The sequence below is a fragment of the Salipiger marinus genome (assembly GCF_035481585.1).
Classification (GTDB): Bacteria; Pseudomonadota; Alphaproteobacteria; order Rhodobacterales; family Rhodobacteraceae; genus Salipiger; species Salipiger marinus.
In genome coordinates, this window is the sequence record NZ_JAYKSL010000008.1 from 16,825 (window position 1) to 38,611 (window position 21,787).

18 protein-coding genes are annotated in these 21,787 nt (G+C 66.7%); 4 read left to right on the forward strand and 14 right to left on the reverse strand.

Annotation, left to right across the window (positions count from 1 at the left end; all coding sequences use genetic code 11):
- Positions 1-17: 17 nt before the first annotated feature.
- From VK682_RS12150 to VK682_RS12160, 3 genes are all read right to left on the reverse strand, one after another.
- A complete protein-coding gene (locus VK682_RS12150) occupies positions 18-998 on the reverse strand; it encodes an ABC transporter permease (protein WP_089849865.1) in 981 nt (326 codons plus the stop codon).
- A complete protein-coding gene (locus VK682_RS12155; RefSeq protein ID WP_089849867.1) occupies positions 991-2,028 on the reverse strand; it encodes an ABC transporter permease in 1,038 nt (345 codons plus the stop codon). Before VK682_RS12155 ends, VK682_RS12150 begins: the two co-directional genes overlap by 8 nt.
- A 284-nt stretch (positions 2,029-2,312) precedes the next feature.
- Positions 2,313-4,022 carry a peptide ABC transporter substrate-binding protein gene (locus VK682_RS12160; protein ID WP_324782011.1) on the reverse strand — a complete coding sequence of 570 codons (1,710 nt, stop codon included), beginning with the start codon at positions 4,020-4,022 and terminating at the stop codon, positions 2,313-2,315.
- Positions 4,023-4,257: 235 nt separating this feature from the next.
- On the opposite strand from VK682_RS12160, the gene VK682_RS12165 reads away from it, so the two are divergent.
- Positions 4,258-6,090: an ABC transporter ATP-binding protein gene (locus VK682_RS12165; protein WP_089849871.1), complete on the forward strand. Its 1,833-nt coding sequence runs from the start codon at positions 4,258-4,260 to the stop codon at positions 6,088-6,090.
- A gap of 121 nt (positions 6,091-6,211) precedes the next feature.
- On the opposite strand, the gene VK682_RS12170 is transcribed toward VK682_RS12165, so the two are convergent.
- On the reverse strand, positions 6,212-7,231 hold the full coding sequence (locus tag VK682_RS12170) for a 1-aminocyclopropane-1-carboxylate deaminase (RefSeq protein WP_230796889.1): 1,020 nt from the start codon (positions 7,229-7,231) through the stop codon (positions 6,212-6,214).
- A 140-nt stretch (positions 7,232-7,371) separates the two neighbouring features.
- Between VK682_RS12170 and VK682_RS12175 the strand changes: the two genes are divergently transcribed.
- Positions 7,372-7,848: an Lrp/AsnC ligand binding domain-containing protein gene (locus VK682_RS12175; protein ID WP_089849874.1), complete on the forward strand. Its 477-nt coding sequence runs from the start codon at positions 7,372-7,374 to the stop codon at positions 7,846-7,848.
- Positions 7,849-7,864: 16 nt separating this feature from the next.
- Here the strand turns inward: VK682_RS12175 and VK682_RS12180 are convergent, their stop codons facing one another.
- The 10 genes from VK682_RS12180 to VK682_RS12225 all read right to left on the reverse strand — a co-directional run bounded on the left by VK682_RS12180 (position 7,865) and on the right by VK682_RS12225 (position 19,876).
- The gene (locus VK682_RS12180) at positions 7,865-9,082 is read right to left on the reverse strand and encodes an NAD(P)/FAD-dependent oxidoreductase (protein ID WP_230796888.1); all 1,218 of its coding nucleotides are present in this window, start codon (positions 9,080-9,082) and stop codon (positions 7,865-7,867) included.
- A 9-nt stretch (positions 9,083-9,091) separates the two neighbouring features.
- Positions 9,092-9,424 carry a RidA family protein gene (locus VK682_RS12185; RefSeq protein ID WP_230796887.1) on the reverse strand — a complete coding sequence of 111 codons (333 nt, stop codon included), beginning with the start codon at positions 9,422-9,424 and terminating at the stop codon, positions 9,092-9,094.
- 17 nt (positions 9,425-9,441) lie between these two features.
- Positions 9,442-10,950, reverse strand: a complete 1,509-nt coding sequence (locus VK682_RS12190) for an amidase (RefSeq protein ID WP_230796885.1) — start codon at positions 10,948-10,950, stop codon at positions 9,442-9,444.
- A 31-nt stretch (positions 10,951-10,981) separates the two neighbouring features.
- Positions 10,982-11,797 carry a sulfite exporter TauE/SafE family protein gene (locus VK682_RS12195; RefSeq protein ID WP_230796884.1) on the reverse strand — a complete coding sequence of 272 codons (816 nt, stop codon included), beginning with the start codon at positions 11,795-11,797 and terminating at the stop codon, positions 10,982-10,984.
- The gene (locus tag VK682_RS12200; protein WP_230796882.1) at positions 11,797-13,191 is read right to left on the reverse strand and encodes a M20 family metallopeptidase; all 1,395 of its coding nucleotides are present in this window, start codon (positions 13,189-13,191) and stop codon (positions 11,797-11,799) included. The genes VK682_RS12195 and VK682_RS12200 overlap by 1 nt, the downstream gene beginning before the upstream one ends.
- A 12-nt stretch (positions 13,192-13,203) precedes the next feature.
- Positions 13,204-14,784, reverse strand: coding sequence for a gamma-glutamyltransferase (locus VK682_RS12205; RefSeq protein WP_230796881.1), 1,581 nt, complete (start codon positions 14,782-14,784; stop codon positions 13,204-13,206).
- Positions 14,781-16,442 (reverse strand): ABC transporter ATP-binding protein, encoded by a 1,662-nt coding sequence (locus VK682_RS12210; RefSeq protein WP_230796880.1) that lies wholly within the window; start codon positions 16,440-16,442, stop codon positions 14,781-14,783. Before VK682_RS12210 ends, VK682_RS12205 begins: the two co-directional genes overlap by 4 nt.
- Positions 16,442-17,353, reverse strand: coding sequence for an ABC transporter permease (locus VK682_RS12215; protein ID WP_089849999.1), 912 nt, complete (start codon positions 17,351-17,353; stop codon positions 16,442-16,444). The genes VK682_RS12210 and VK682_RS12215 overlap by 1 nt, the downstream gene beginning before the upstream one ends.
- Positions 17,354-17,365: 12 nt before the next feature.
- A complete protein-coding gene (locus VK682_RS12220; RefSeq protein ID WP_230796879.1) occupies positions 17,366-18,283 on the reverse strand; it encodes an ABC transporter permease in 918 nt (305 codons plus the stop codon).
- Between the two features lie 84 nt (positions 18,284-18,367).
- A complete protein-coding gene (locus VK682_RS12225) occupies positions 18,368-19,876 on the reverse strand; it encodes an ABC transporter substrate-binding protein (protein ID WP_230796878.1) in 1,509 nt (502 codons plus the stop codon).
- A gap of 113 nt (positions 19,877-19,989) precedes the next feature.
- Between VK682_RS12225 and VK682_RS12230 the strand changes: the two genes are divergently transcribed.
- Together VK682_RS12230 and VK682_RS12235 are read left to right on the forward strand one after the other, a co-directional pair.
- The gene (locus VK682_RS12230) at positions 19,990-20,658 is read left to right on the forward strand and encodes a GntR family transcriptional regulator (RefSeq protein WP_230796876.1); all 669 of its coding nucleotides are present in this window, start codon (positions 19,990-19,992) and stop codon (positions 20,656-20,658) included.
- A gap of 176 nt (positions 20,659-20,834) precedes the next feature.
- Positions 20,835-21,758 (forward strand): HNH endonuclease, encoded by a 924-nt coding sequence (locus VK682_RS12235; protein ID WP_324782012.1) that lies wholly within the window; start codon positions 20,835-20,837, stop codon positions 21,756-21,758.
- Positions 21,759-21,787 lie beyond the last annotated feature (29 nt).

Below are 21,787 nucleotides of genomic sequence, written 5' to 3' on the forward strand. Positions count from 1 at the left end.
GCGCGCGTTCCTATTTTTCAGCGCCCGCGGATTCTTGGGTCCAGCGCGTCGCGCAGCCCGTCGCCAAGGTAATTCACCCCCAGCACGGTCAGCGAGATGGCGATGCCCGGCAGCAGCACGCGTTCGGGGAAATCCTCCATCCGGGCGACGGCATCGGCCAGCATCTTGCCCCATGTCGGGAAGTCGGACGGAAAGCCCACCCCCAGAAAGGACAGCGCGGATTCGGTGATGATCGCCGTGGCGAGCCCCAGCGTGGCCGAGACCATGATGGGTGACAGCACGTTGGGCAGCAGGTGGCGGCGGATGATCTTGAAGGGCCGCGTGCCGATGGAGCGCGCCGCCAGCACGAATTCCCGTTCCTTCAGCGCAAGGATTTCGCCGCGCACGATCCGCGCCGTGGGCATCCACGAGGTGATGCCGACCACGGCCACGATCAGGATGAACATCCCGCCTTCGGGGCCGAAATTGGCGCGCAGCGGCTGGCGGAACAGCGTCACCGCCACCAGCAGCAGCGGCAGGATCGGCAGCGACAGGAACAGGTCCGTGAGCCGCATCAGCACGCCATCCGCCTTGCGGAAATAGCCCGCCATGACGCCGATGCCGGTGCCGATGATCAGCGACAGCAGCATCGCTGCCCAGCCCACCGCCATCGACGCGCGGCCCCCCGCGATCAGCTGCGAAAGGTTGTCGCGGCCCAGCTGGTCAGTGCCCAGCGGATGGCCCCAGCCGGTCTTGGCGGTGCTGTCCCAGAGGGCTGTGTAGATGGGCCGCATGTCCTTGGCGCGGATGTCCAGCCGCTGCGGGTCCAGCGTCCAGAGCCATGGCCCGAACAGCACGCCCAGCGTGATGATCAGCAGGAAGGCGGCCCCGACCATGGCGCCCTTGTGCTTGCGGAACTGGCTCCAGACATCGCGCCACTGCGACCGGGGCGGGCGGTCCGGCCCCTTGTCGCGCAGGGCCTCGATCGGAGCGGGGGAGGAGGGCACGGGTTCAGTCATAGCGGATCCTCGGGTCGAGAAGGCCGTAGAGGATGTCGGCGATCAGGTTGAAGAGCACGATCAGCATCGCGAAGATGAAGGTCAGCGTCATCACCATGGGCAGGTCATTGGCGAAAAGCGCGGTCAGCAGCAGCTGGCCGATGCCGTTCACCTTGAACACGTTTTCGGTGATGATGGCGCCGCCGAAGATGGCGGGCACGCCAAGCGCGATCACCGTGACCACCGGGATCATGGAATTGCGCAGCACATGGACCATGACCACCACCGCCTCCGACAGGCCCTTGGCGCGGGCGGTGCGGACGTAATCCTGATTGAGGTTGTCCAGCATCGAGGCGCGCATGTAGCGCGACAGCTGCGCCGTGGTCTGCAGCGCCAGCACCATGACCGGCATCACCATCTGATAGATCTGCACCTTGAAGCTCGCCCAGTCGTTGACGACATGGGTGGTGTCATAGATCGACGGGAACCAGCCCAGATAGACCGAGAAGATCACGATCAGCAGCGGCCCGGTGAAGAAGGGCGGGATCGAAAAGCCGATCATCGTGACAAAGGTGCCCGCCTGATCGAAGACGGAATACTGCCGGTAGGCGGAATAGATGCCGATGGGCAGCGCGATCAGCACCCCCACCACATAGGCCAGCCCCACCACCCACAGCGTCTGCGGCAGGCGCTGCAGCACGATGTCCATGACCGGCGAGCGGGTCTGCCACGAGATCACCCGCAATTCGCCCTGATAGAGCTGCGTGTCGGGCAGCCAGCCCAGCAGCAGGCTGTCACGGGTCAGCCAGTCGATGAAGATCTTGGGCTCGGTCCAGAACACCTGCACCAGCCATTTCCAGTATTGCACCAGCACCGGTTCGCCCAGACCCAGCGCCTGACGCATCTTTTCCTTGACCTCGGGCGGGACGGTCAGCGGCACCTGCGCCATGGGATCCCCCGGCGCCAGCTGCAGCAGCATGAAGATCACGAAGCTGATGAAAAACAGCGTGGGAATCGCCAGCACAAGGCGGCGGACGGCAAAGGTCAGCATGGGGTGCCCCCCGGTGACTGCGGGTGAAGGTGGGGGCAGGCCGGGAAATGCCGCGGCCTGCCACGTCGCCGCAAGGCGGTGCAGGGTCTGGTCGTCATATCGTCCTTGTCGGATGTAAGAGGGCCGAAGGGGCGGGGCAGCCAGCGCCGAAAAGCGAAACCGCGACCGCCGGATCGGCAGGCCCCGAAGTCGTGGCCGGGTGGGGTCCGGAGGAAATCCGTCACGCGCTGTCCTTCCAGAAAACCGGCCCCCGCAGGCGCGGGGACCGGTGTGTCAGAAGGACGTCAGCCGTCGATGCGATACCAGTCGGCAGCGTTCCAGAGTTCGCTGTCCCAGGTGTTCAGCACCACACCGCCCAGCGTGTTCGACTTGGCGGAAACGCGGCCCCGGTCCACCAGCGGCACGATGGTCATGGTTTCCTTGGTGATGATGTCATTCAGCCGCTTCGCGATCTCGCCGCGCTTTTCCAGCTCGCCGGTCTGGGCCAGCTCGTCGAGCAGCGCGTCGTATTCCTCGTTGCAGAAGCGGTTGATGTTCTCACCCTGCCACTGGCTGGACGGCTTCGGCTCGTTGCCGCAGCGATACATGGACAGGTAGGACTGCGGATCGGTGCCGTCGAAGTTGTTGGCGTACATTTCCACGTCGGCATAGAACTTCTGGAAAGTGTCGGGCGAGCCCGGATCCCCGCCGAAGAACACCGACGAGTCGACGTTGCGCAGTTCGGTTTCCACGCCGATCTCTTCCCACCACTGCTTGATGAGCGCCTGGAAATCCTGACGCACGGCGTTGGTGGAGGACTGGTAGAGCAGCGACAGCTTCATGCCGTCCTTGTCACGCACGCCGTCGCCGTCGCTGTCGGTCCAGCCGGCCTCTTCCAGCAGCGCCTTGGCGCCTTCGAGGTCTTGGGTCAGGCATTCGGTGTTGGTTTCAGAGGCGTAAAGCTCGGGCGCGGGCACGAGGTTGCAGGTCGGACGACCGGCGACGCCATAGCCGATCTCGGTCAGCAGCGCCCGGTCGATCGCCATGGACAGCGCCTTGCGCACGTTGAAATCCGACAGGATCGGGTGCGGATGCGCGACGGTGGACCGCTCGCCCTCGGGCAGGGAGGGCGAGGGATCGGTCATGTTCATCTCGATCCGCTCGACCAGCGTGCCGAACGCGGTGATGGGCTCGCCGGTGCCGCCTTCGGCCATGGAGGCGATGACATCGGGGGCCAGCTGCAGGTTCCACGCATAGTCGAATTCGCCGGTCTGCAGCACCGCGCGGGCGGCGGATTCGGCATCGCCGCCGCCTTTCAGCGTGGCGGTCGCGAAGGCGGGCTTGGCCGGGTCGCGGTAATTCGGGTTGGCGGAAAGCGAGATCACGTCATTGGGCTTGAACTCGTCCACCACGAACGGGCCGGTGCCGATCGGGTTGAAGTTGGCCTCGGTGCAGGAGGAGGCGTTGGCGCCCTTGCACTGCTCGAACTGCGCCTTCTGCAGGATGGGCGACTGGTTGCCCATGAAGGGGCCGTAGGGGTTCGGCATCGGCTTGTCGAAGGTGACCACCACGGTCAGATCGTCGGGGGTGTCGATGCTGGCCACGTTGGAGAATTTCGCCAGCTGCGCGCAGCCGCCTTCGGGATCCATGCAGTAATCGGCGGTGAATTTCACGTCAGCCGAGGTCACGGGCGTGCCATCGGACCACAGCAGGCCCTCTTTCAGCTTCCACGTGATCTGGGTCAGATCCTCGGACACGCCGCCGTTTTCCACGGTGGGGATTTCTTGGGCCAGATAGGGCACCAGCGCGCCGGTCTGGTCGTAGCGGCCCAGCGGCTCCAGCACCAGCGACGCGGCTTCGATGTCCTTGGTCCCGCCCGACAGGAAGGGGGTCATGATCGACGGCGCCTGCCAGTAGATGATGTTCACATGGCCGTCTGAGCCACGCTCTGCAAAGGCGGCGGGCGCCAGCGAAACGCCAGCGGCAGCCCCGAGCAAGAGGGTCTTGAGCTTCATGGATCTCTCCTTGTTGGACATCAGTTGATCTGAGTCGTCTCTGTTTCGTCGAAGGGGGCAGCGTTTTTCCCCGGCCCATTCCCCCGGGCGCCGGTTCGCGCCGCTCTCCTTGCCGAATATCGAAACAGAACGGAAGGAAAATGCAAGCATTGCCTTGGAGTAAGCAGGGTCAGGGGTTTGACAGTTCCGCGCCGCTGCCCTTAGCGTTTGCATCTGACAAGCACGGAGAGCTCATATGCTGGACAGCGCCCCCGCGCAGCCCATCGCCCGCATCGAACGCCTGCGGGTGCAATTCCAGACCAAGGACGGCCCCGTCACCGGGGTCGAGGACGTGAGCTTCGACATCGCGCCCGGAGAGACGGTCTGCGTCGTGGGCGAATCGGGGTCGGGGAAATCCGTCTCCTCGCTGTCGCTGATGCGGCTCATCGAATATGGCGGTGGCGAGATTGCCAATGGCCGCCTGCTGTTCGACCGCAAGGAGGGCGGGCAGGTCGATCTGGCGCAGATGGATCAGGATCTGATGCGCACCATCCGCGGCAACGAGATCGGCATGATCTTTCAGGAGCCGATGACCGCGCTCAACCCGGTCTTCACCGTGGGCCGCCAGCTGACCGAAGGGCTGCGGGTGCATCGCGGCATGTCGCGCCAGCAGGCGGAGGCGCGGGCGCTGGAACTGATGCAGCAGGTGCGCATCCCCGAGCCGGAGCGGCGGCTGAAACAGTATCCGCACGAACTGTCGGGCGGCATGCGGCAGCGGGTGGTGATCGCCATGGCGCTGGCCTGCAAGCCGCGCCTGCTGATCGCGGACGAGCCGACCACCGCGCTTGACGTGACGATTCAGGCGGAAATCCTTGCGCTGATGGACCGGCTGAAGCGGGAAACCGGCACGGCGGTGATGTTCATCACCCATGACATGGCGGTGGTGGCGCAGATGGCCGACCGCGTGGTGGTGATGTTCCGCGGCACCAAGGTCGAGGAAGGCACGGTCGAGGAGATCTTCGAGCGGCCCAAGCATCCTTATACGCAGGCGCTGCTGGCGGCCGTGCCCAAGCTGGGGGAGATGACCGGCAAGGCGCTGCCCGAACCGATGAAGCTGCTGGGCCGCGAGGCCGAGGTGCCCAAGCCCATCCCCGGCAGCGACAAGCCGCTGCTGACCGTCGAAGGGCTGGTGACGCGCTTTCCGGTGAAGGGCGGGTTTTTCCGCCGCACCATCGCCAATGTCCACGCGGTGGAGAATGTGAGCTTTACCGTCAACAAGGGCCAGACGCTGAGCCTTGTCGGCGAATCGGGCTGCGGCAAATCCACCTGTGGCCGGTCGATCCTGCGGCTGATCGAACCGCAGCAGGGCCGCATCGTGCTGGACGGGGTGGATGTGATGGGGCTTGGCCCCGAACATCTGCGCGACGCGCGGCGCGACATGCAGATGATCTTTCAGGATCCCTTCGCCTCGCTCAACCCGCAGCAGAAGCTGGCCGATGCGGTGGCCGAGCCCATGCGCAATTTCGGCACCCACAAGGGATCCGAGGTGATGGACCGCGTGGCGCATCTGTTCGACCGGGTGGAACTGCCGCGCAGCTACATGCGCCGCTATCCGCATGAACTGTCGGGCGGGCAGCGCCAGCGCATCGCCATCGCCCGCGCGCTGGCGCTGAACCCCAAGCTGATCGTCGCCGACGAGGCGGTGTCGGCGCTGGACGTGTCGGTGCAGGCGCAGGTGCTGAACCTGATGATGGAGCTTCAGGCCGAACTGGGCCTGTCCTACCTGTTCATCAGCCATGACATGGCGGTGGTGGAACGGGTCAGCCATCGGGTGGGGGTCATGTATCTGGGCCGCATCGTGGAAATCGGGCCGCGCGCGGCGGTGTTCGAGAACCCGCAGCACCCCTATACGCGGGCGCTGATGCTGGCGGTGCCGGTGGCCGACCCGCACCGGCGCAAGTCGGAAAAGGATCTGAACTTCAAGCCGATCCCGTCGCCGATCCATCCCGTGGGCTATGAACCCGCGCCCAATGTCTATGACGAGGTGTCGCCCGGACATTTCGTACTGACCTCGGACAGCGGCTACTGAGCCTGCGCTCCGGTGCCCTGTGCGCCCGGAAAATAGGCATCAGCCCCCGCCCGCAGCCTTTGCGGGCGCCCGGACAATAAACATCCCCCCGCCCGCAGCACCTGCGGGCGGGGGTTCGCGTTCAGCCTTCGCGGTAGTAATAGCTGTAGCCGTTGAGCGCGGGCGCGCCGCCCAGATGGGCGTAAAGCACCTTCGATCCCTTGGGGAAGAAACCCTTCTTCACCAGATCGATCATGCCCTGCATGGATTTGCCCTCATAGACCGGGTCGGTCATCATTGCCTCGGTGCGGGCGGCAAGGCGGATGGCCTCGTTGGTCTCTTCCGAGGGCACGCCATAGGCGGGATAGGCGTAATCTTCGTTGATGACGATTTCATCGTCTCGCACCGGGCGGCCGAGATCGACCAGGTCCGCCGCGTTGTCGACGATCTGGCGCACCTGCGCCCGGGTCTGCTCGGGCGTGCCCGAGGCGTCGATGCCGATCACCCGGTCGGCGCGGTCCTGTGCGGCAAAGCCCACGATCATGCCCGCCTGAGTCGATCCGGTGACCACGCAGACCACGATGTAATCGAACTGGAAGCCCAGATCGGCCTCCTGCTGCGCCACTTCTTCGGCAAAGCCGATATAGCCCAGTGCCCCATATTTGTGCACCGAGGCGCCAGCGGGGATGGCATAGGGCTTGCCGCCGCGGTCCTTGACCGACTGGATCGCGTCTTCCCAGCTTTTGCGGATGCCGATGTCGAAGCCATCCTCGACCATGCGCGATTCGGCGCCCATGAGCCGGGTCATCAGGATGTTGCCGACGCGGTCATAGACGGCATCAAAATGCGGCACCCATTTTTCCTGCACCACCACGCAGTCCATGCCCAGTTTTGCGGCAGTGGCCGCCACCATCCGCGTGTGGTTGGACTGCACGCCGCCGATCGACACCAGCGTGTCGGCGCCTTCCTTCAGCGCGTCGGGCACGATGTATTCCAGCTTGCGCAGCTTGTTGCCGCCCATGGCGAGGCCGGAATTGCAGTCGTCGCGCTTGGCATAGATCTGCACGTCGCCCCCCAGCGCCTCGGTCAGGCGGGGCAGGTGTTCGATGGGGGTGGGTCCGAAGGTCAGGGGGTAACGGTCGAATTTGTCCAGCAGCGACATGCGGCAGCCTCCTTGTTGCGATGGGCGGCAGACTAGCGCCGTATCCCTGAAAGGTGCTTGCAAACTTGGGGCTTGGTTTTTGCGTTCTGTGGGGAAATAACGGGGCAGGGTCGCAGCTTTGCCAGACAGGAGCCGCTGGAATGGAAGAATCTTCCACACAGGATCTGGACCGAATCGACCGGTCGATTCTGCGCCATCTGCAGCGCGACGGGCGGTTGACCAATGCCGAGATCGCGCGGCTGGTGAATGTCTCTGCCGCCACCTGTCACCGGCGCACGCAGCGGCTGTTCGATCTGGGCCATGTCATGGGGGTGCAGGCACGGGTGGCGCCGCAATCGGTGGGGCTGGGGGCGCTGGTCATGGTGGGCGTGGTGCTGGACCGGTCCACCCCGGACAGCTTTGCCGCCTTCGAGGGCGCGGTCAGCGCCCGCAAGGAGGTGCTGGACTGCCACCTTGTTGCCGGAGATTTCGATTACCTGCTGAAAATCCGGGTGCGCGACATGGCGGATTTCAACCTGCTGCACGGGCGGATGCTGATCGCGCTGCCGGGCGTGCGCCAGATCCGCACCTTCTTCGTGATGAAGGAGGTGAAAGAGAACGCGCCGCTGCCGTTCTGACCCGCCGTTCCGGGGGTCAGAGCCGCCTTGCGCCGGGGGACAGCGCGCGGGTCAGCTCATCCTCGCGCCCGTCCATGATCTCTGCCAGCAGCCGCCCCGTGGTGGGGCCAAGGGTAAATCCCTGATGGCCATGGCCAAAATCGAACCACAGCCCGCGATGGCGCGGTGCTGCCCCCACCAGCGGCAGCATGTCGGGCAGGCAGGGCCGGTGGCCGTGCCAGATGCTGTCCGGCACCGGATCGCCCAAGGCGACAAGCTCCGCTGCCGCCTGCGCGCCGCGCTGCAGCTGGCGCAGGTCGCGCGGCGCGGCAAGCCCGGTCAGATGCGCGCCCGTGGTGATGCGCAGCCCGCGCGCCATGCTCGACAGCACGATGCCATTGTCCACATCCACATAGGGCCGCGCCAGCGTCGCGGGGCTGGCGAAATGGCCGTGATAGCCGCGTTTGGTCACCATCGGCACGCGGTAGCCCAGCCGTTCCAGCAGGGCGGGCGACCAAGGCCCAAGCGCCACCACCACATCCGAGGCGGTGACCTCTCCGGCGCTGGTGTAAAGCCGCCAGCCCGGCCCGCGATCCGACAGGGACAGGATCTCTGCCGTGACGATCCGCCCGCCGCGCGCGGTCAGCAGATCCGCATAGGCGCGGCAAAGCGCCCCGGGGTCGCTGCTGCTCCAGCTGTCGGTCCATGTCAGGATGCCCGCAACGGGGGCATGCAGCGCGGGCTCACTGGTGGCGAGGGTGGAGGCGATGCCATACCGCTCCCGCATCAGCTCGGCATGGCGGGCGGCGGCCTCCAGCGTGGCGGGCTGGCGGTGGATCTCGCCCAGTCCCGTGCGCCGGATCAGCCCCTCGCTGCCCGAGGCGGCGATCAGCGGCGCGTGGTCGGTCGTGGCGCGGGCCACCAGCCGGGCATAGCTCTGCGACAGCGCCTGATGCCGCACCGGGCTGGAATTGCCCCAGTAGGTCCAGAGCGCTGCCGCCTGCCGCAGCACCCCGCGCGGGTGCCACAGCAGATCGTTGCTGCGCCCCCGCGCATAGGTCCAGAGCGTGGCGAGATCGCGCGGAAAGGCATAGGGCTCTGCCGCTTCCGCCTGAATCGCCCCCGCATTGCCGTGGCTGGTTTCCGCACCGGGGCCGGTGCGGTCGATGACGGTGACCGCATGTCCGGCCTCCTGCAGGGCGAGCGCGGCGCCCAAGCCCGCCATGCCTGCGCCCAGAATGACAGTTTCCGTCATCGGTCTGCCTCAGCCCTTGGCGATGACGGTGATTTCCACCTTCGCGTCGATCATCAGCGCGCAGCCGATGGTGGTGCGCACCGGAAAGGGCTCCGGAAAGCGCGCGGAATAGACCGCGTTGAAGGCGGCAAAATCCGCAGGATCGGTCAGGTAGCAGGTGCAGGAGATCACGTCGGCCAGCGACTTGCCCTCCTTGGCCAGCGTCGCCTCGATATTGGTAAGGCACTGTTCGGTCTGCGCGGTGATGCCCTCGGGCAGGGTGCCGTCAGGGGCAAAGCCCAGCTCGCCCGACAGATAAAGCGTGTCGCCGTGGCGGCGGGTCTTGGACAGGGGGATGGCCATGGAGAATCCTTTCAGGATCAGTCGAAGGTGTAAAAGCCGGGTGCGTCGCGCAGCGCCGGGGCCGCGCGCAACAGTGCAAGATCCGGGCGGCGCGGGGCAAGGGTGGAGCTGCCCGCGATGACGGCCTCCAGTTCGGCGGCGATGGCCAGCACCTCGGCATCGCCATGGCGGCGCCCGGTGATCTGCAGCCCGAAGGGCATGCCATTGGCGTCATGGCCGCAGGGAATGGTGATGGAGGGATGGCCGGGGATGGTGGTGGCATAGGCCAGCGCCAGCCAGTGGTAATAGCTTTGCGTCGGCGTGCCGTCGATCTGGGTCGGGTAGAACTCGCGCCACGGGCGCGGGCTGATGGTGACGGCGGGCGACAGCAGGATGTCGTGATGGTCGAAGAACCCCTGCCACGCGCGGTGATACTCCGCCTGCCGGTGCAGCGCCCAGGAGACATCCTCGGCGGAATAGCGGCGGCCTTCGGCGACGTTGTCGGTGACGTTGGGGCCCACCTTCTCGGGCATGGTGTCCACAAGCTGCGCGTGTTTGCCCAAGAACTGCACCGCGCGCAGGATGGCAAAGATCCGGTCGGCTTCGGTGCAGTCGGGGGTGGTGTGGTCGAGCCGCCCGAACTGCGGCTCCAGCTCGGCCAGCGCCATCTGGAAATGGCTGCGGATCATCCCTTCGACCGGGGCAAAGCCGAAATCCTCGGTCGCGGCCACCCGCAGCGAGGACAGATCGCGTGCGGGCAGGGTGGCGAAACCTGCCGGATCCCACGGCGTGCGCCCGTCCACCATCACCGTATAGGGATCGCGCCGGTCGGGCCGGGCCATGACCGACAGCATCAGCCCCAGATCGCCGACGCTGCGCGCCATGGGTCCGGGGGTGGGCAGCGGGATCAGCGCCGTGCCCCGGGTGTCGCCCGGCACCACGCCGGGGCTGGGACGGAAGCCCACCACGCCGCAATAGGCCGCCGGGTTGCGCAGGCTGCCGCCGGTATCCGACCCGGTGGCGAGCGGTGCATAGCCGCAGGCCAGCGCCACCGCCGAGCCGCCGGAGGATCCGGCGCAGGTGCGGCTCAGGTCATAGGGGTTGGCGGTGACGCCATTGACGGTGTTGCGGGTGTTGGCGCCCGCGCTCCATTCCGGGGTGTTGGTCTTGCCCATGGGCAGCGCCCCCGCGCCGCGCAGCGCCACCACCATGGCATCGTCGCCGGTGGCGATGTTGTCGCGGAACACCTCTGATCCGTAGGTGGTGGGCAGGCCCGCCACATCCACCATGTCCTTGACCGCCAGCGGCAGCCCGTGCAGCGCCCCCAGCGGCGCGCCGCGCATCACCGCCGCCTCGGCGCTGCGCGCGCCTTCCAGCATGCCGTCAAAATCGCGCGCGATCAGCGCGTTGACGGCGTGATCCACCGCCTCGGTGCGGGCGATGCAGGCCTCGGCCAGTTCCACCGGCGACAGCTGCTTGCGGGCGATCAGGCGGCGGGCGGCAAGGGCGCCCAGATCGGCGGGATCGGCGGGAAGGGAGGTGCTCATGGAATATGGCCTTTCATGGATAAGGAGGGGCTCAGCCCATCACGCCCTTGCGCAGCATGTTGCCCGCCAGCACCAGAACGGTGACGGCAAACACCACCCGCAGATGCGCGGGGCTCAGCCGGTGGGCAAGCCGGACTCCCAAGGGCACGGTGACCAGCGTGGCAAGCGTGACCAGCGCCACGGCGGGCAGGTTGACATAGCCCACGGTGTAGGGCGGCTTGCCGGTGATCTGCCAGCCGGTCAGCAGGAAGGTGATGAACGCGGGGACCGAGATCAGCAGCCCGAACCCGGGCGAGGTGCCCACGGCGCGATGCGGCGGCACGTTATAGGCGGTCAGCAGCGGCACAGTGAAAGACCCGCCGCCAATGCCCATCAGCGCCGAACAGAAGCCGATGAACCCGCCATAAACGGCGCTGAGCGCGCGCCCGGGCAGATCCTGCGCCAGCCGCCAGTGGCGCGGGCCAAAGGCCATATAAAGCCCCAGCGTCACGCCGATCAGGCCGAACACCACCTGCAGTTCGCGCGACCGCAGGGCCGCGGCGGCAAACACCCCCGCCACGGCGCCCACGGCGATGAACGGCCCCCAGCCCCGGATCAGGTCGGCGCTGACCGCGCCGCGCCGGTGATGCGCCAGAACCGACCGCAGCGAGGTGAAGATGATCGTGCCGGTCGAGGTCGCCACGCAGATCTGCATGAGCTGGTCGGGGTGATAGTCCAGCGCCTCGAAGACGTAATAGAACACCGGCACCAGCACGATGCCGCCGCCCACGCCCAGAAGCCCCGAAATGATGCCCGCCACCCCGCCTGCGGCGGCGATCAGGACCAGGAGCAGCAGCGCCTCCTGCATCACGCGGCCCGCCCGGGCAGACCGGCGCCTGCGGCGATCTCGGCGAAAAGCCCGGTCATGCCGATCAGCGCCTGCCGCGCCAGCGGCTTCAGGATATGTTCGTTGGGCGCGTGCTGCGAACAGCCCGCATAGGAATGCGGCACCCAGATCGTGGGCAGCGCCAGCACTTCGGCAAAGCAGTCATTGGGCAGCGATCCGCCCAGATTGGGCAGGATGTCGGGCGCGCGTCCGGTGGCGCGCTCCAGCGCCGCACTGGCAAAGCGCACCCACGGGTGATCGGGGTCAAGCCGCGTGGCCGGAAAGCTGCCGCTGTCGGCGGCCTCGATGCGCACCTGCGTAAAGCCCTGCGCGTCCAGATGGCGGTGCAGCGCGGGCAGGATGTCCGCAGGATCGGTGCCCACCACATAGCGCAGCTGGCAGGTGGCGCGGGCATGGCCGGAAATGGCGTTGACCGGCGCCTCCGGCACGCCGGATTTCATCGCGAGCACCGCGAAGCTGTTCCAGCCAAAGACCCGTTCGGCGGGGCTCAGGCTTTCTTCGCCCCAGTCAGGGTCGAGCGCGATCCCGGCCTCGACGGCGGGCAGCACCGCCAGCACCTCGCGGATGCGCGGGGTCAGGCTGTCGGGGCGCCATTCCGGCACCCGGATCTGGCCGCGCGCATCGGTGATGCAGGCCAGCGCATGGGCAAGGATCATCGCCGGATCGGCCAGAAGCCCGCCGAAATTTCCGGAATGATGCGCGCCCTCGCGCAGATCCACCACCAGATCGAACATCGCGCCGCCGCGCGAGCCGGTAAAGATCGTGGGCCGGTCCGGGGTCAGGCGCGGCCCGTCCGAGGCGATGAACACATCCGCCGCCAGCAGACCGGCATTTTCCTCGCAGAACTGCTTCAGCCCCGGCGAGCCCGCTTCCTCGCCCATCTCGATCAGCACCTTGGCGTTGAAGCCCAGACGGCCCTCCGCCTCGATCAGTGCCGCCATGGCGCGCAGGTTGATGAGATGCTGGCACTTGTTGTCGGCGCTGCCCCGGCCATAAAGCCGCTCGCCCTCTTCGGTCAGGGTGAAAGGGGTCAGCCCCGCGCGCCACTGGTCGGTCTGGGCGCGGATCACGTCGCCATGACCATAGGTCAGCACGGTGGTCAGCGCCGGATCCTCGATCCGTTCCGCCGTCAGGATCGGGCCTGCCCCCGCCGGGTTGGCATGGATGCGGCAGGCAAAGCCCATGGCCTGCAGCATCGGGATCATCGCCTCGTCCAGATAGGCGCGCAGATGCGGCGCGCCATGCGGCTCCTGGCTTTCGGTGGGAAAGGCCACCAGTCGCGCCAGATCGGCCTGAAAGCGGCCCGTGTCGAAATAGTCTGCGCTGATCGCCAGCGCCGCGTCATGAGAGGTCATCGGATCGGTCTTTCAGGACAAAGGTTCGGCCACCCCGTCGCCCCAGGGCGAAAAGGTCTCGGTCGTGCCGGAATTGACATCGCCTGTCCGCATCACCCCGGCGGGGCAGGCGAAGGCATAGGGGAAGGGCAGGCGCTGGGCGGTGGCGGTGGGAAAGCGCGCCGCCAGCGCCCCGGTCACCGCGCCCGCCAGCCGTTCATCGGCGATCACCACATCGCCGCCCGAGACGTCAAGCCGGGGGGCCTCGATCGCGTCCTGCAGGGTCATGCCCTGTTCGATCAGGTGGCCCGCGATCTGGCCCACGGCGGGCATGATCTTGCGCCCGCCGCTGGCGCCCAGCGCAAAGCGCCGCCCCGGCGCCTCGCCGATCACCGGGCAGACATTCATCAGGCAGCGCTTGCCGGGCGCCAGCGAGTTGGGCTTGCCCGGTTCCGGGTCGAACCACATGATGCCGTTGTTGAGCATCAGCCCGGTCTGCGGCGACAGCGTGCGCGAGCCGAAGATCGACAGTAGCGTCTGGGTCATGGCGACCATGTTGCCCTGCCGGTCCACGATGGAAAAATGCGTGGTGCAGCCGGGGGCCTTGGCCGCCTCGTGATCGCCCATGCCCGCCAGCCGCGCCTCATAGGCGGCGCGCAGGGCCGTCGCGCGGGCCACATGCGCCTGCGGGCTTGCGGCCTCCGCTGCGGCATAGTCCTGCTGCCAGCGCGCCACGGCATCGGCCAGCGTCGGCCCGGCGCTGAAACTGGGCACCGCCCACAGCCCGCCGTCGCGGAAGGGGATGTGCAGCGGCGCCTGCCAGTCGGCGCGATAGCTGGCCAGATCGCCTGCGGTCAGAAAGCCGCCCTTGGCGGTCACATCGGCCACCAGCGCCTGCGCGATGTCGCCTTCGTAGAAATCGCGCGGGCCCGCCTCGGCCAGCCGGGTCAGGGTGGCGGCCATGGCGGACTGGTCGAGCCGCAGTTCGGACTGCGCCGTCCAGCCAAAAATCTTGGGCCATGTGCCCTGATCCAGAAACAGCGCCGCCGCATCGGGATCGCGCGACAGCGCCTGCGCCGAGGAGGCGATGATCAGCGCGGCATACCAGTCGACCAGCATCCCCTGCTTGGCAAAGCTGATGGCCGGTGCCAGCAGGTCGGCCCATGGCATCCGGCCAAAGCGGCCATGCACCTCTGCCGCGCCTGCCACGGTGCCGGGCACCGCCACCGAGGATCCGCCGATGACGTTGCGATCCTCCACCACCGCTTCCCACGGGAACAGATCCCCCGTGGCCTTGCCGGTGCCCGCCAGCGGGTAATGGGCCGGATCCAGCGCTTCGGAGGCGCGCATGCCGTAATTCACCGCATAGGCGCGGCCTTCGTCCTCGCGCCACAGCATCATGGCGCCGCCGCCCATGGGGCCGGACATCCACGGTTCCAGCACCCCGATGGCGAAGCTGACCGCCACCGCCGCATCGACCGCGTCGCCGCCTGCGGCCAGCACCTGCGCGCCTGCTTCGGCGGCCAGCGCATGCTGTGCCGCCACCACCCCGCCCGAGGTCGCGGTGACCCCCGGCTTGCGCACGCTCTGCGAACGCGAAAACGATCCGCTCATATCAGCCCTCCCATGGCATCAAGCCGCGCGGGGGGCAGGGAGGCGATGTCGGGCACCTCCCAGGCCTGACCCGGCTGCGCGGCCAGCAGTTTCTGCGTATAGGCGTGTTTGGGGGTGCCGAACACCTCGTCGACGGTGCCGCGCTCCACGATCTCGCCTTTCTGCATCACGATAAGCCGGTCGCAGACCTGTGCCGCCACCCGCAGGTCATGGGTGATGAAAAGCACGGTCAGCCCCATGCGGTCGCGGATCTCGTTGAGCAGTTTCAGCACCTCTTTCTGCACCGACACGTCCAGCGCCGACACCGCCTCGTCGGCGATCAGCACCTTGGGTTCGACCATCAGCGCGCGGGCGATGCAGATGCGCTGGCGCTGCCCGCCGGAAAACTGGTTGGGATAGCGGTTGAGCGCCTCCGGCTCCAGCCGCACGATACGCATCAGCTCGCGGGCGCGCGCCATCACCTTGGCGCGCGGCTCGCCGAAATTGGTCGGCCCCTCGGCCAGCTGGTCGCCGATGGTGCGCCGGGGGTTGAGCGAGCCATAGGGATCCTGAAAGACGATCTGGATGTCCTTGCGATAGGGATGCAGCGCGCGGCGCGAATAGCCCGCGATGTTGGTGCCCTCCACCCAGACCGCGCCGCTGTCCGGATCTTCCAGCCGGATCAGGCATTTGACCAGCGTCGACTTGCCAGAGCCGCTTTCGCCCACGATGCCCAGCGTTTCGCCCCGGCGCACGCCGAACTCGATATCGCGGCAGGCATGGACGGTGCGGGCGGGGCGGAACATGGTGCCCCGGATGTGATAGGTCTTGTCCAGCCCCGCCACGCGCAGAATCTCTGGCGAGCGCGACAGATCCTGCCCCACGGCCCGGCTGCGGCGCGGCACGGCGTCGATCAGCAGGCGGGTATAGGGATGGCGGGGGCGGGTCAGCACCTCCTCGGCGGGGCCCTGTTCGACGATGCGGCCCTGCTTCATCACCACCACGCGGTCGGCAATCTCTGCCACCACGTCGAAATCATGGGTGACGAACAGGATGCCGGCGGAATGTTTTTCGCGCAGATCCTTCAGCAGATGCAGGATCTGCGCCTGTGTCGACAGATCGAGCGCTGTGGTCGGTTCGTCCGCGATCAGCAGCGCCGGGTCGAGCGCCAGCGCCATGGCGATGACGATGCGCTGGCGCTGCCCGCCCGACAGCTGATGCGGATAGCTTTCGTAGATGCGCGGCGGATCGGGCAGCTGCACCTCGTCCAGCAGATGCAGCGTGCGGGCGCGGCGCTCGGCCTTCGACAGCGTGGTGTGCTGTTCGAACATCTCCTCGATCTGGTCGCCCACGGTGTAGCAGGGATTGAGCGCCGACATCGGCTCCTGAAAGATCATCGCCATGCGGCGCCCGCGCAGCTTGGCATGTTCGGCGGCGGGCAGGGTCAGCAGGTCGCGCCCCTCGAACAGCACCTCGCCGGAACTGGGGGTCAGCGCCTTGGGCAGCAGCCCCATGGTGGTGAAGGCGGTGATGGACTTGCCGGAGCCGCTTTCGCCGACGATGCAGACGATCTCGCGCGGCTGGACCTGCAGGGTCAGCGCCTCGACCGCATGGGGGCGGTCGGCGCCACGCGGCAGATCCACGGTCAGGTTGCGGATGGACAGGATGGGATCGGTCATCAGTTGCGCCCCTCGGGGGCGGTGACATCGCGGATGCCGTCGCCCAGCATGTTGATGGACAGGACCAGCAGGAACAGCGCCACGCCGGGAATGGTGATGAGCCACGGCTCGAACAGCAGCATTTCCTTGCCTTCGGAGATCATCAGCCCCCAGGACGGCGTGGGCGGCTGCACCCCCAGCCCCAGAAAGGACAGCGCCGCTTCGAGGATGATGGCATGGGCCATTTCCAGCGTGAAGATCACGATGAGATGGTTCATCACGTTGGGCAGGATGTCCTTCCACAGGATGCGCGGCAGCGAGGCGCCCAGCACCTCGGCGGCGGCGACATATTCCAGCTTGCGCACCTGCATGGTGGCGGCGCGCAGCACCACGGCGAAGCGGTCCCACAGCAGCAGGCCCAGCACGGTGACCACCACGGTCAGCGATCCGCCGAAAAGCGCCACCACGGCGAGCGCCACCAGCACCACGGGCATGGCGAGCCGCACGTTGATGAGAAAGGTCACCGCCATGTCGACGCGCCCGCCGAAATAGCCCGCAAGGATGCCAAGCGTCGATCCGATCAGCGCCGAGATGGTGGCGGCGAACAGCCCGATCATCAGCGACACGCGGGCGCCATGGGCCAGACGCGACCAGTAATCGCGCCCCAGCGCATCGGTGCCCAGCCAGTGGGTCGCCTCGCCGCCCAGAAAGACCGGCGGTTTCATCCGGGCCATCAGGCTTTGCGCATAGGGGCTGTGCTGGCTCAGCAGCGGGGCGAAAATGGCGATCAGCAGGATCACCAGCATCACCGCGCCGCCAAAGAGCAGGCCGCGATGGCGCAGCGCGCGGCGCAGCATCATCTGCCGGGGGCTGGGCTGGACCTCGCGCACGGGGGGGACGGGCGGGGTATGGGTCATGGAACTATCCGTCATGGTCATGACCTTTCAGCCGACGCGCAGGCGCGGATCCATCCACGCGTTGAGCAGGTCCGCCAGAAAGGTGAACAGGATGTAGAACATCGAGAAGACGAGGATCAGCGCCTGCATCACCGGCAGGTCATTGCGCGAGATGCTTTCCCACGCCAGATACCCCGCCCCGTGCAGCGCAAAGATCGATTCCACCACGATGGAGCCGCCCAACATGAAGCCCATCTGCACCGCCGCCAGCGAGATCACCGGGATGATGGCATTGCGCAGCGCGTGCTTGAACAGGATCTTGCGGGTGTCGAGCCCCTTGGCGCGGGCGGTGCGGATGTAATCCGCCGACAGCACCTCCAGCATGCCCGCGCGGGTCAGGCGCATGATGGCGGGGGTGGCGTAATAGCCCAGCACCACGGTGGGCAGGATGAAATGTTTCCAGCTGGCCGAGCCCGAGGCGGGCACCAGCCCCAGCTTGATCGAAAACACCACGATCAGGATCAGCCCGAACCAGAAGGACGGGATCGCCTGTCCCACCACCGACAGGAACAGCGCGGCGCGGTCGATCAGCGAATTGGGCCGCACCGCTGCCGCCACCCCCATGGGAATGGCAAGGATCAGCGCAAAGCTGATCGCCAGCGCCCCCAGCGTCACGGTGACGCCCAGCCGGTCGGTGACGATCTGCGTCACCGGCAGGTCGAAATACCACGACCGGCCCAGATCGCCGGTCAGCGCCCCGCCCAGCCAGTCGGCATACTGCACCAGCAGCGGCCGGTCGAAGCCGTATTGCGCGGTGATGGCGGCGATATCCTCGGAGGAGGCGTTTTCGCCCGCGATGGCCACCGCCGGATCGCCCGCCATATAAAGCAGGCCGAAGCTGATCGCGGACACGGTCAGTGCCACGCAGATCGCCAGCCCGAAACGTTTGAGAGTGAATAGCAGCATGTAAGGCGCCCTTTTGCCGGCCATGCGGGGCCGGGCATCCCGCGAAACCGTGCCGGGCCGGAAGGCGGCCCGGCACGGATCCGGTCATTTCCAGTCGAAGGCGAAGAAGCGCACGATCTCGTCGTCGGTGGGGGTATAGGCGATGTCCGGCCCCAGCACGTAGTTCACGTTGTAGGTGAACAGCGGCACCCAATAGGCTTCCTCGACGATCTTGGTCAGCGCCTGCTTGTAAAGCCCGGCGCGCTTTTCCTTGTCGGTGGTGGAATCCGCCTGCTGGATCCAGTCGATGATCTCGGGGTCGCGGGCATCGTCCTGCGGGCCGCCGGTGAAGAATTCGGCGGTCATGGCCGAGGCATCGGCCACCGAATTGGAGCCCCAAGTCAGGAAGGTCATCGGCACCTCGCCCTTGCGGTGCTGTTCGCGCAGGGCGGCATATTGCATGTAATTGAGGTTGGTCTTGATCCCCACCGCATCCAGAAAGCCCATCATCGCCTCGGCATAGGGGCGGTCGCGATAGGCGTAGAAATCGATGGTGAACCCGTCGGCATAGCCCGCCTCGGCCAGCAGCGCCTTGGCCTTTTCGGGATCATACTCATAGCTCGGCAGATCCTGCGCGCAGGCGGTCTGCACCGGGGCGCAGGCGCTGTCGACCACCTTGGAACTGCCCTTCACCAGCGCGTCGAGGATCGTCTGGCGGTCGATGGCGTGATAGATCGCCTGCCGCACCCGCTTGTCGGTCAGCGGGCTGTCCCCGGACCGGCCCGCCGCGTCCATGCTGATATAGCCCACGCGCATGGCGGGGGCGTTCACCACCTCGTAGCGGCCCATCGCCTCCAGCTTTTCGGCCTGATCGGCGGGGACGTTCCACAGGAAATCCAGCGTGCCGTTGAAGAATTCGGCGATCTGGGTGTTCACGTCGGGAATGGTGCGGATGTCGATGCGGTCGATGGCAGACGCGCCCTTGGGCCCGTCGAAATAGGCCTCGTTCGCCTCCAGCACAAAATGTTTGCCCGGATCCAGCTCTGCCACTTTCAGCGGGCCGGTGCCGATGGGGGCCACGCCCATGCCCTGCGGGCCGACTTCGGCGTAATATTCGTCGGGATAGATCGCGACGGGACCGGCAAGGAAATCCTCTGCCGCCGGGAAGGGCGCCTTGAGGATCAGCCGCACGGTGTGATCGTCGATCTTTTCGGCGCGCTCCATCCACATGACATTGGCAAGGTTCTTCACGCCATTGTCAGGGTTGGTCACATAGTCGACGGTGTAGACCACGTCATCGGCGGTGAAGGCTTCGCCATTGTGGAAGGTCACGCCCTCGCGCAGCTTGAATTCGATGGTGGTGGGGTCGATCCATGTCCAGTCGGTGGCCAGATTGCCCTCATAGGCGCCGGTTTCGGGGTTGCGATACAGCAGCCCGTCCCAGATCGCATGGTTGAGCAGCAGGCCTTCGCGGGCGGTGTTGAAATAGACATCCGCCGTCTCGACCTCCTTGGAGAAGGCAAGATTGAGCGTGCCGCTGGCTTGATCGGCGCTGGCCATGCCCGCGCAGAGCGCAAGACAGGTGGATCCAAGCAGCATCCGTGCAGGGGTCATCTTGGGATTTTCCTCTCTGTTACAGGCAGTTGGCTTGCCTTTGTGAATTGCATTATTTTTGGTATTTTTGTATACAATCACGATAGCGTTGTATTGGTCCTAGGAAAATCCCGATGCCAGAGAAATCCCGCGCCGCTGACCGCATCTGCTCGGAAATTGAGCAGGCCATCGCGATGGGTGCGTATGAGGATGGCGAAAAGCTGAACGAGGTCGCGCTGGCCCGGCAGTTCGACGTCTCACGCACGCCGCTGCGCGAGGCGCTGCAGAGCCTGCAGGCCATCGGGCTGGTCGAACTGATTCCCAATCGCGGCGCCTTCGTGCGGCGCCCGTCGATGACCCGGCTGGTGGAGATGTTCGAACTGATGGGAGAGATGGAGGCGCTGTGCGTGAAGCTTGCCACCAAGCGCATCACGCCCGCGCAGCGGCTGCGCCTGCAGGAGGCCGCGCGCGGCTGCGAGGAGGCGCTGTCAGAGGGCCGGGCGGATGAGTATTACGCCGCCAATGGACGCCTGCATGGGGTGATCTACGAGGCCTCGGGCAACGAGTTTCTGGCCGAGGAGACCCGGCGCCTGCTGCGGCGGCTCAGCCCGTTCCGGCGGCGGCAGCTGGATGTGACTGGGCGCCTGCGCGCCTCCATGGGGGAGCATGCCGCGATCCTTGAGGCCATGGACCGGGGCGAGGCGGAGGCGGCGGCAGATCTGATGCGCGTGCACATCACCGCGCTCAGCCGCACCTATGACCAGTATATCGCCGCCATCGGCCCGCGCGCCGAGGCAGGCTGACCCGCGCGCGGGCGGTGAGGGGGCCGGGCCCTGTCTGGCCGCCAAGTGCAGCGGTCAGGCGCCCTTTGATCCAAAGCCGCGCGTTGGGTTTTGCCGACGAGCCTGCATCAGGCCATTCAGGCAGGCTCTGCACAGAAAGTCCTTGCGTCTCGGTCGGTTACGGCGTTCCTGAAGGCATGGGTAAGCTGGTCCTCCTGCATAAGGCCGACTCGATCTACGAGGACGAGCCGGACATCGTCTATGATTTTCCGCGCTCCTATCTCAGGGCAGTCGAGGAAGCGGTTGGTGACTGGATCGTCTATTGCGAACCGGTCAAAGCCGGGCCGCGCGGTTATTTCGCGGTGGCGAAGATCGAGCGGGTGATCCCGAAACCGGGCGCCGAGGGCCGGTTTCTCGCCATGATCGAGCCCGGGAGCTTTCTTCCTTTCGACCGTGAGGTGCCGCGGCTGGTCGAGGGGCGGCCGATGGAGGCGTCGCTGACCCAACCGGACGGAACGCCGAAGAGGGGTGGCGCCGTGCAGCTGGCCGTCAGACGCCTGCCTGACGCGGATTTCGCCCACATCGTCAACTTGGGGCTTCCTCAGGATCTGGAACGGATCGAGGCGACGCGCTACGACCCGCAGCCGGCAGAGTTTGACGATGGCGCCGAACTTTTCGAGCGACCGGTGCTTGAGCGGCTCACCCGGAGACCCTACCGCGATGTCGCGTTCCGCCGGAAGGTTCGGGACGCGTATGGCTATCGCTGCGCCATGTCCGGCCTGATGCTGCGCAATGGCGGCGGGCGGCCCGAGGTGCAGGCAGCGCATATCCGGCCCGTCGAGAGCCTGGGAAGCGATTCCGTGCGCAACGGGCTGGCGCTTTCGGGCACGCTGCACTGGATGTTCGACCGTGGCCTGATCTCGGTTGCAGCTGACTGCGAGACGATTCTCGTCTCCCACAACAAGGTGCCCGGTGATGTCGTGGGGCGGCTTCTGGCGCCCGGCGGCAAGCTTGTCAGGCCTGTGGACCCACGAAACGCGCCGCACCCGGAGAACCTGCGCTGGCACCGCGAGAACATTTTCGGTCGGTCCTTGCCGGACGACGCCGCGCCGTTCGGGTAGCCGTCCTCTGTCCCTGCGGCCCTTGGCCA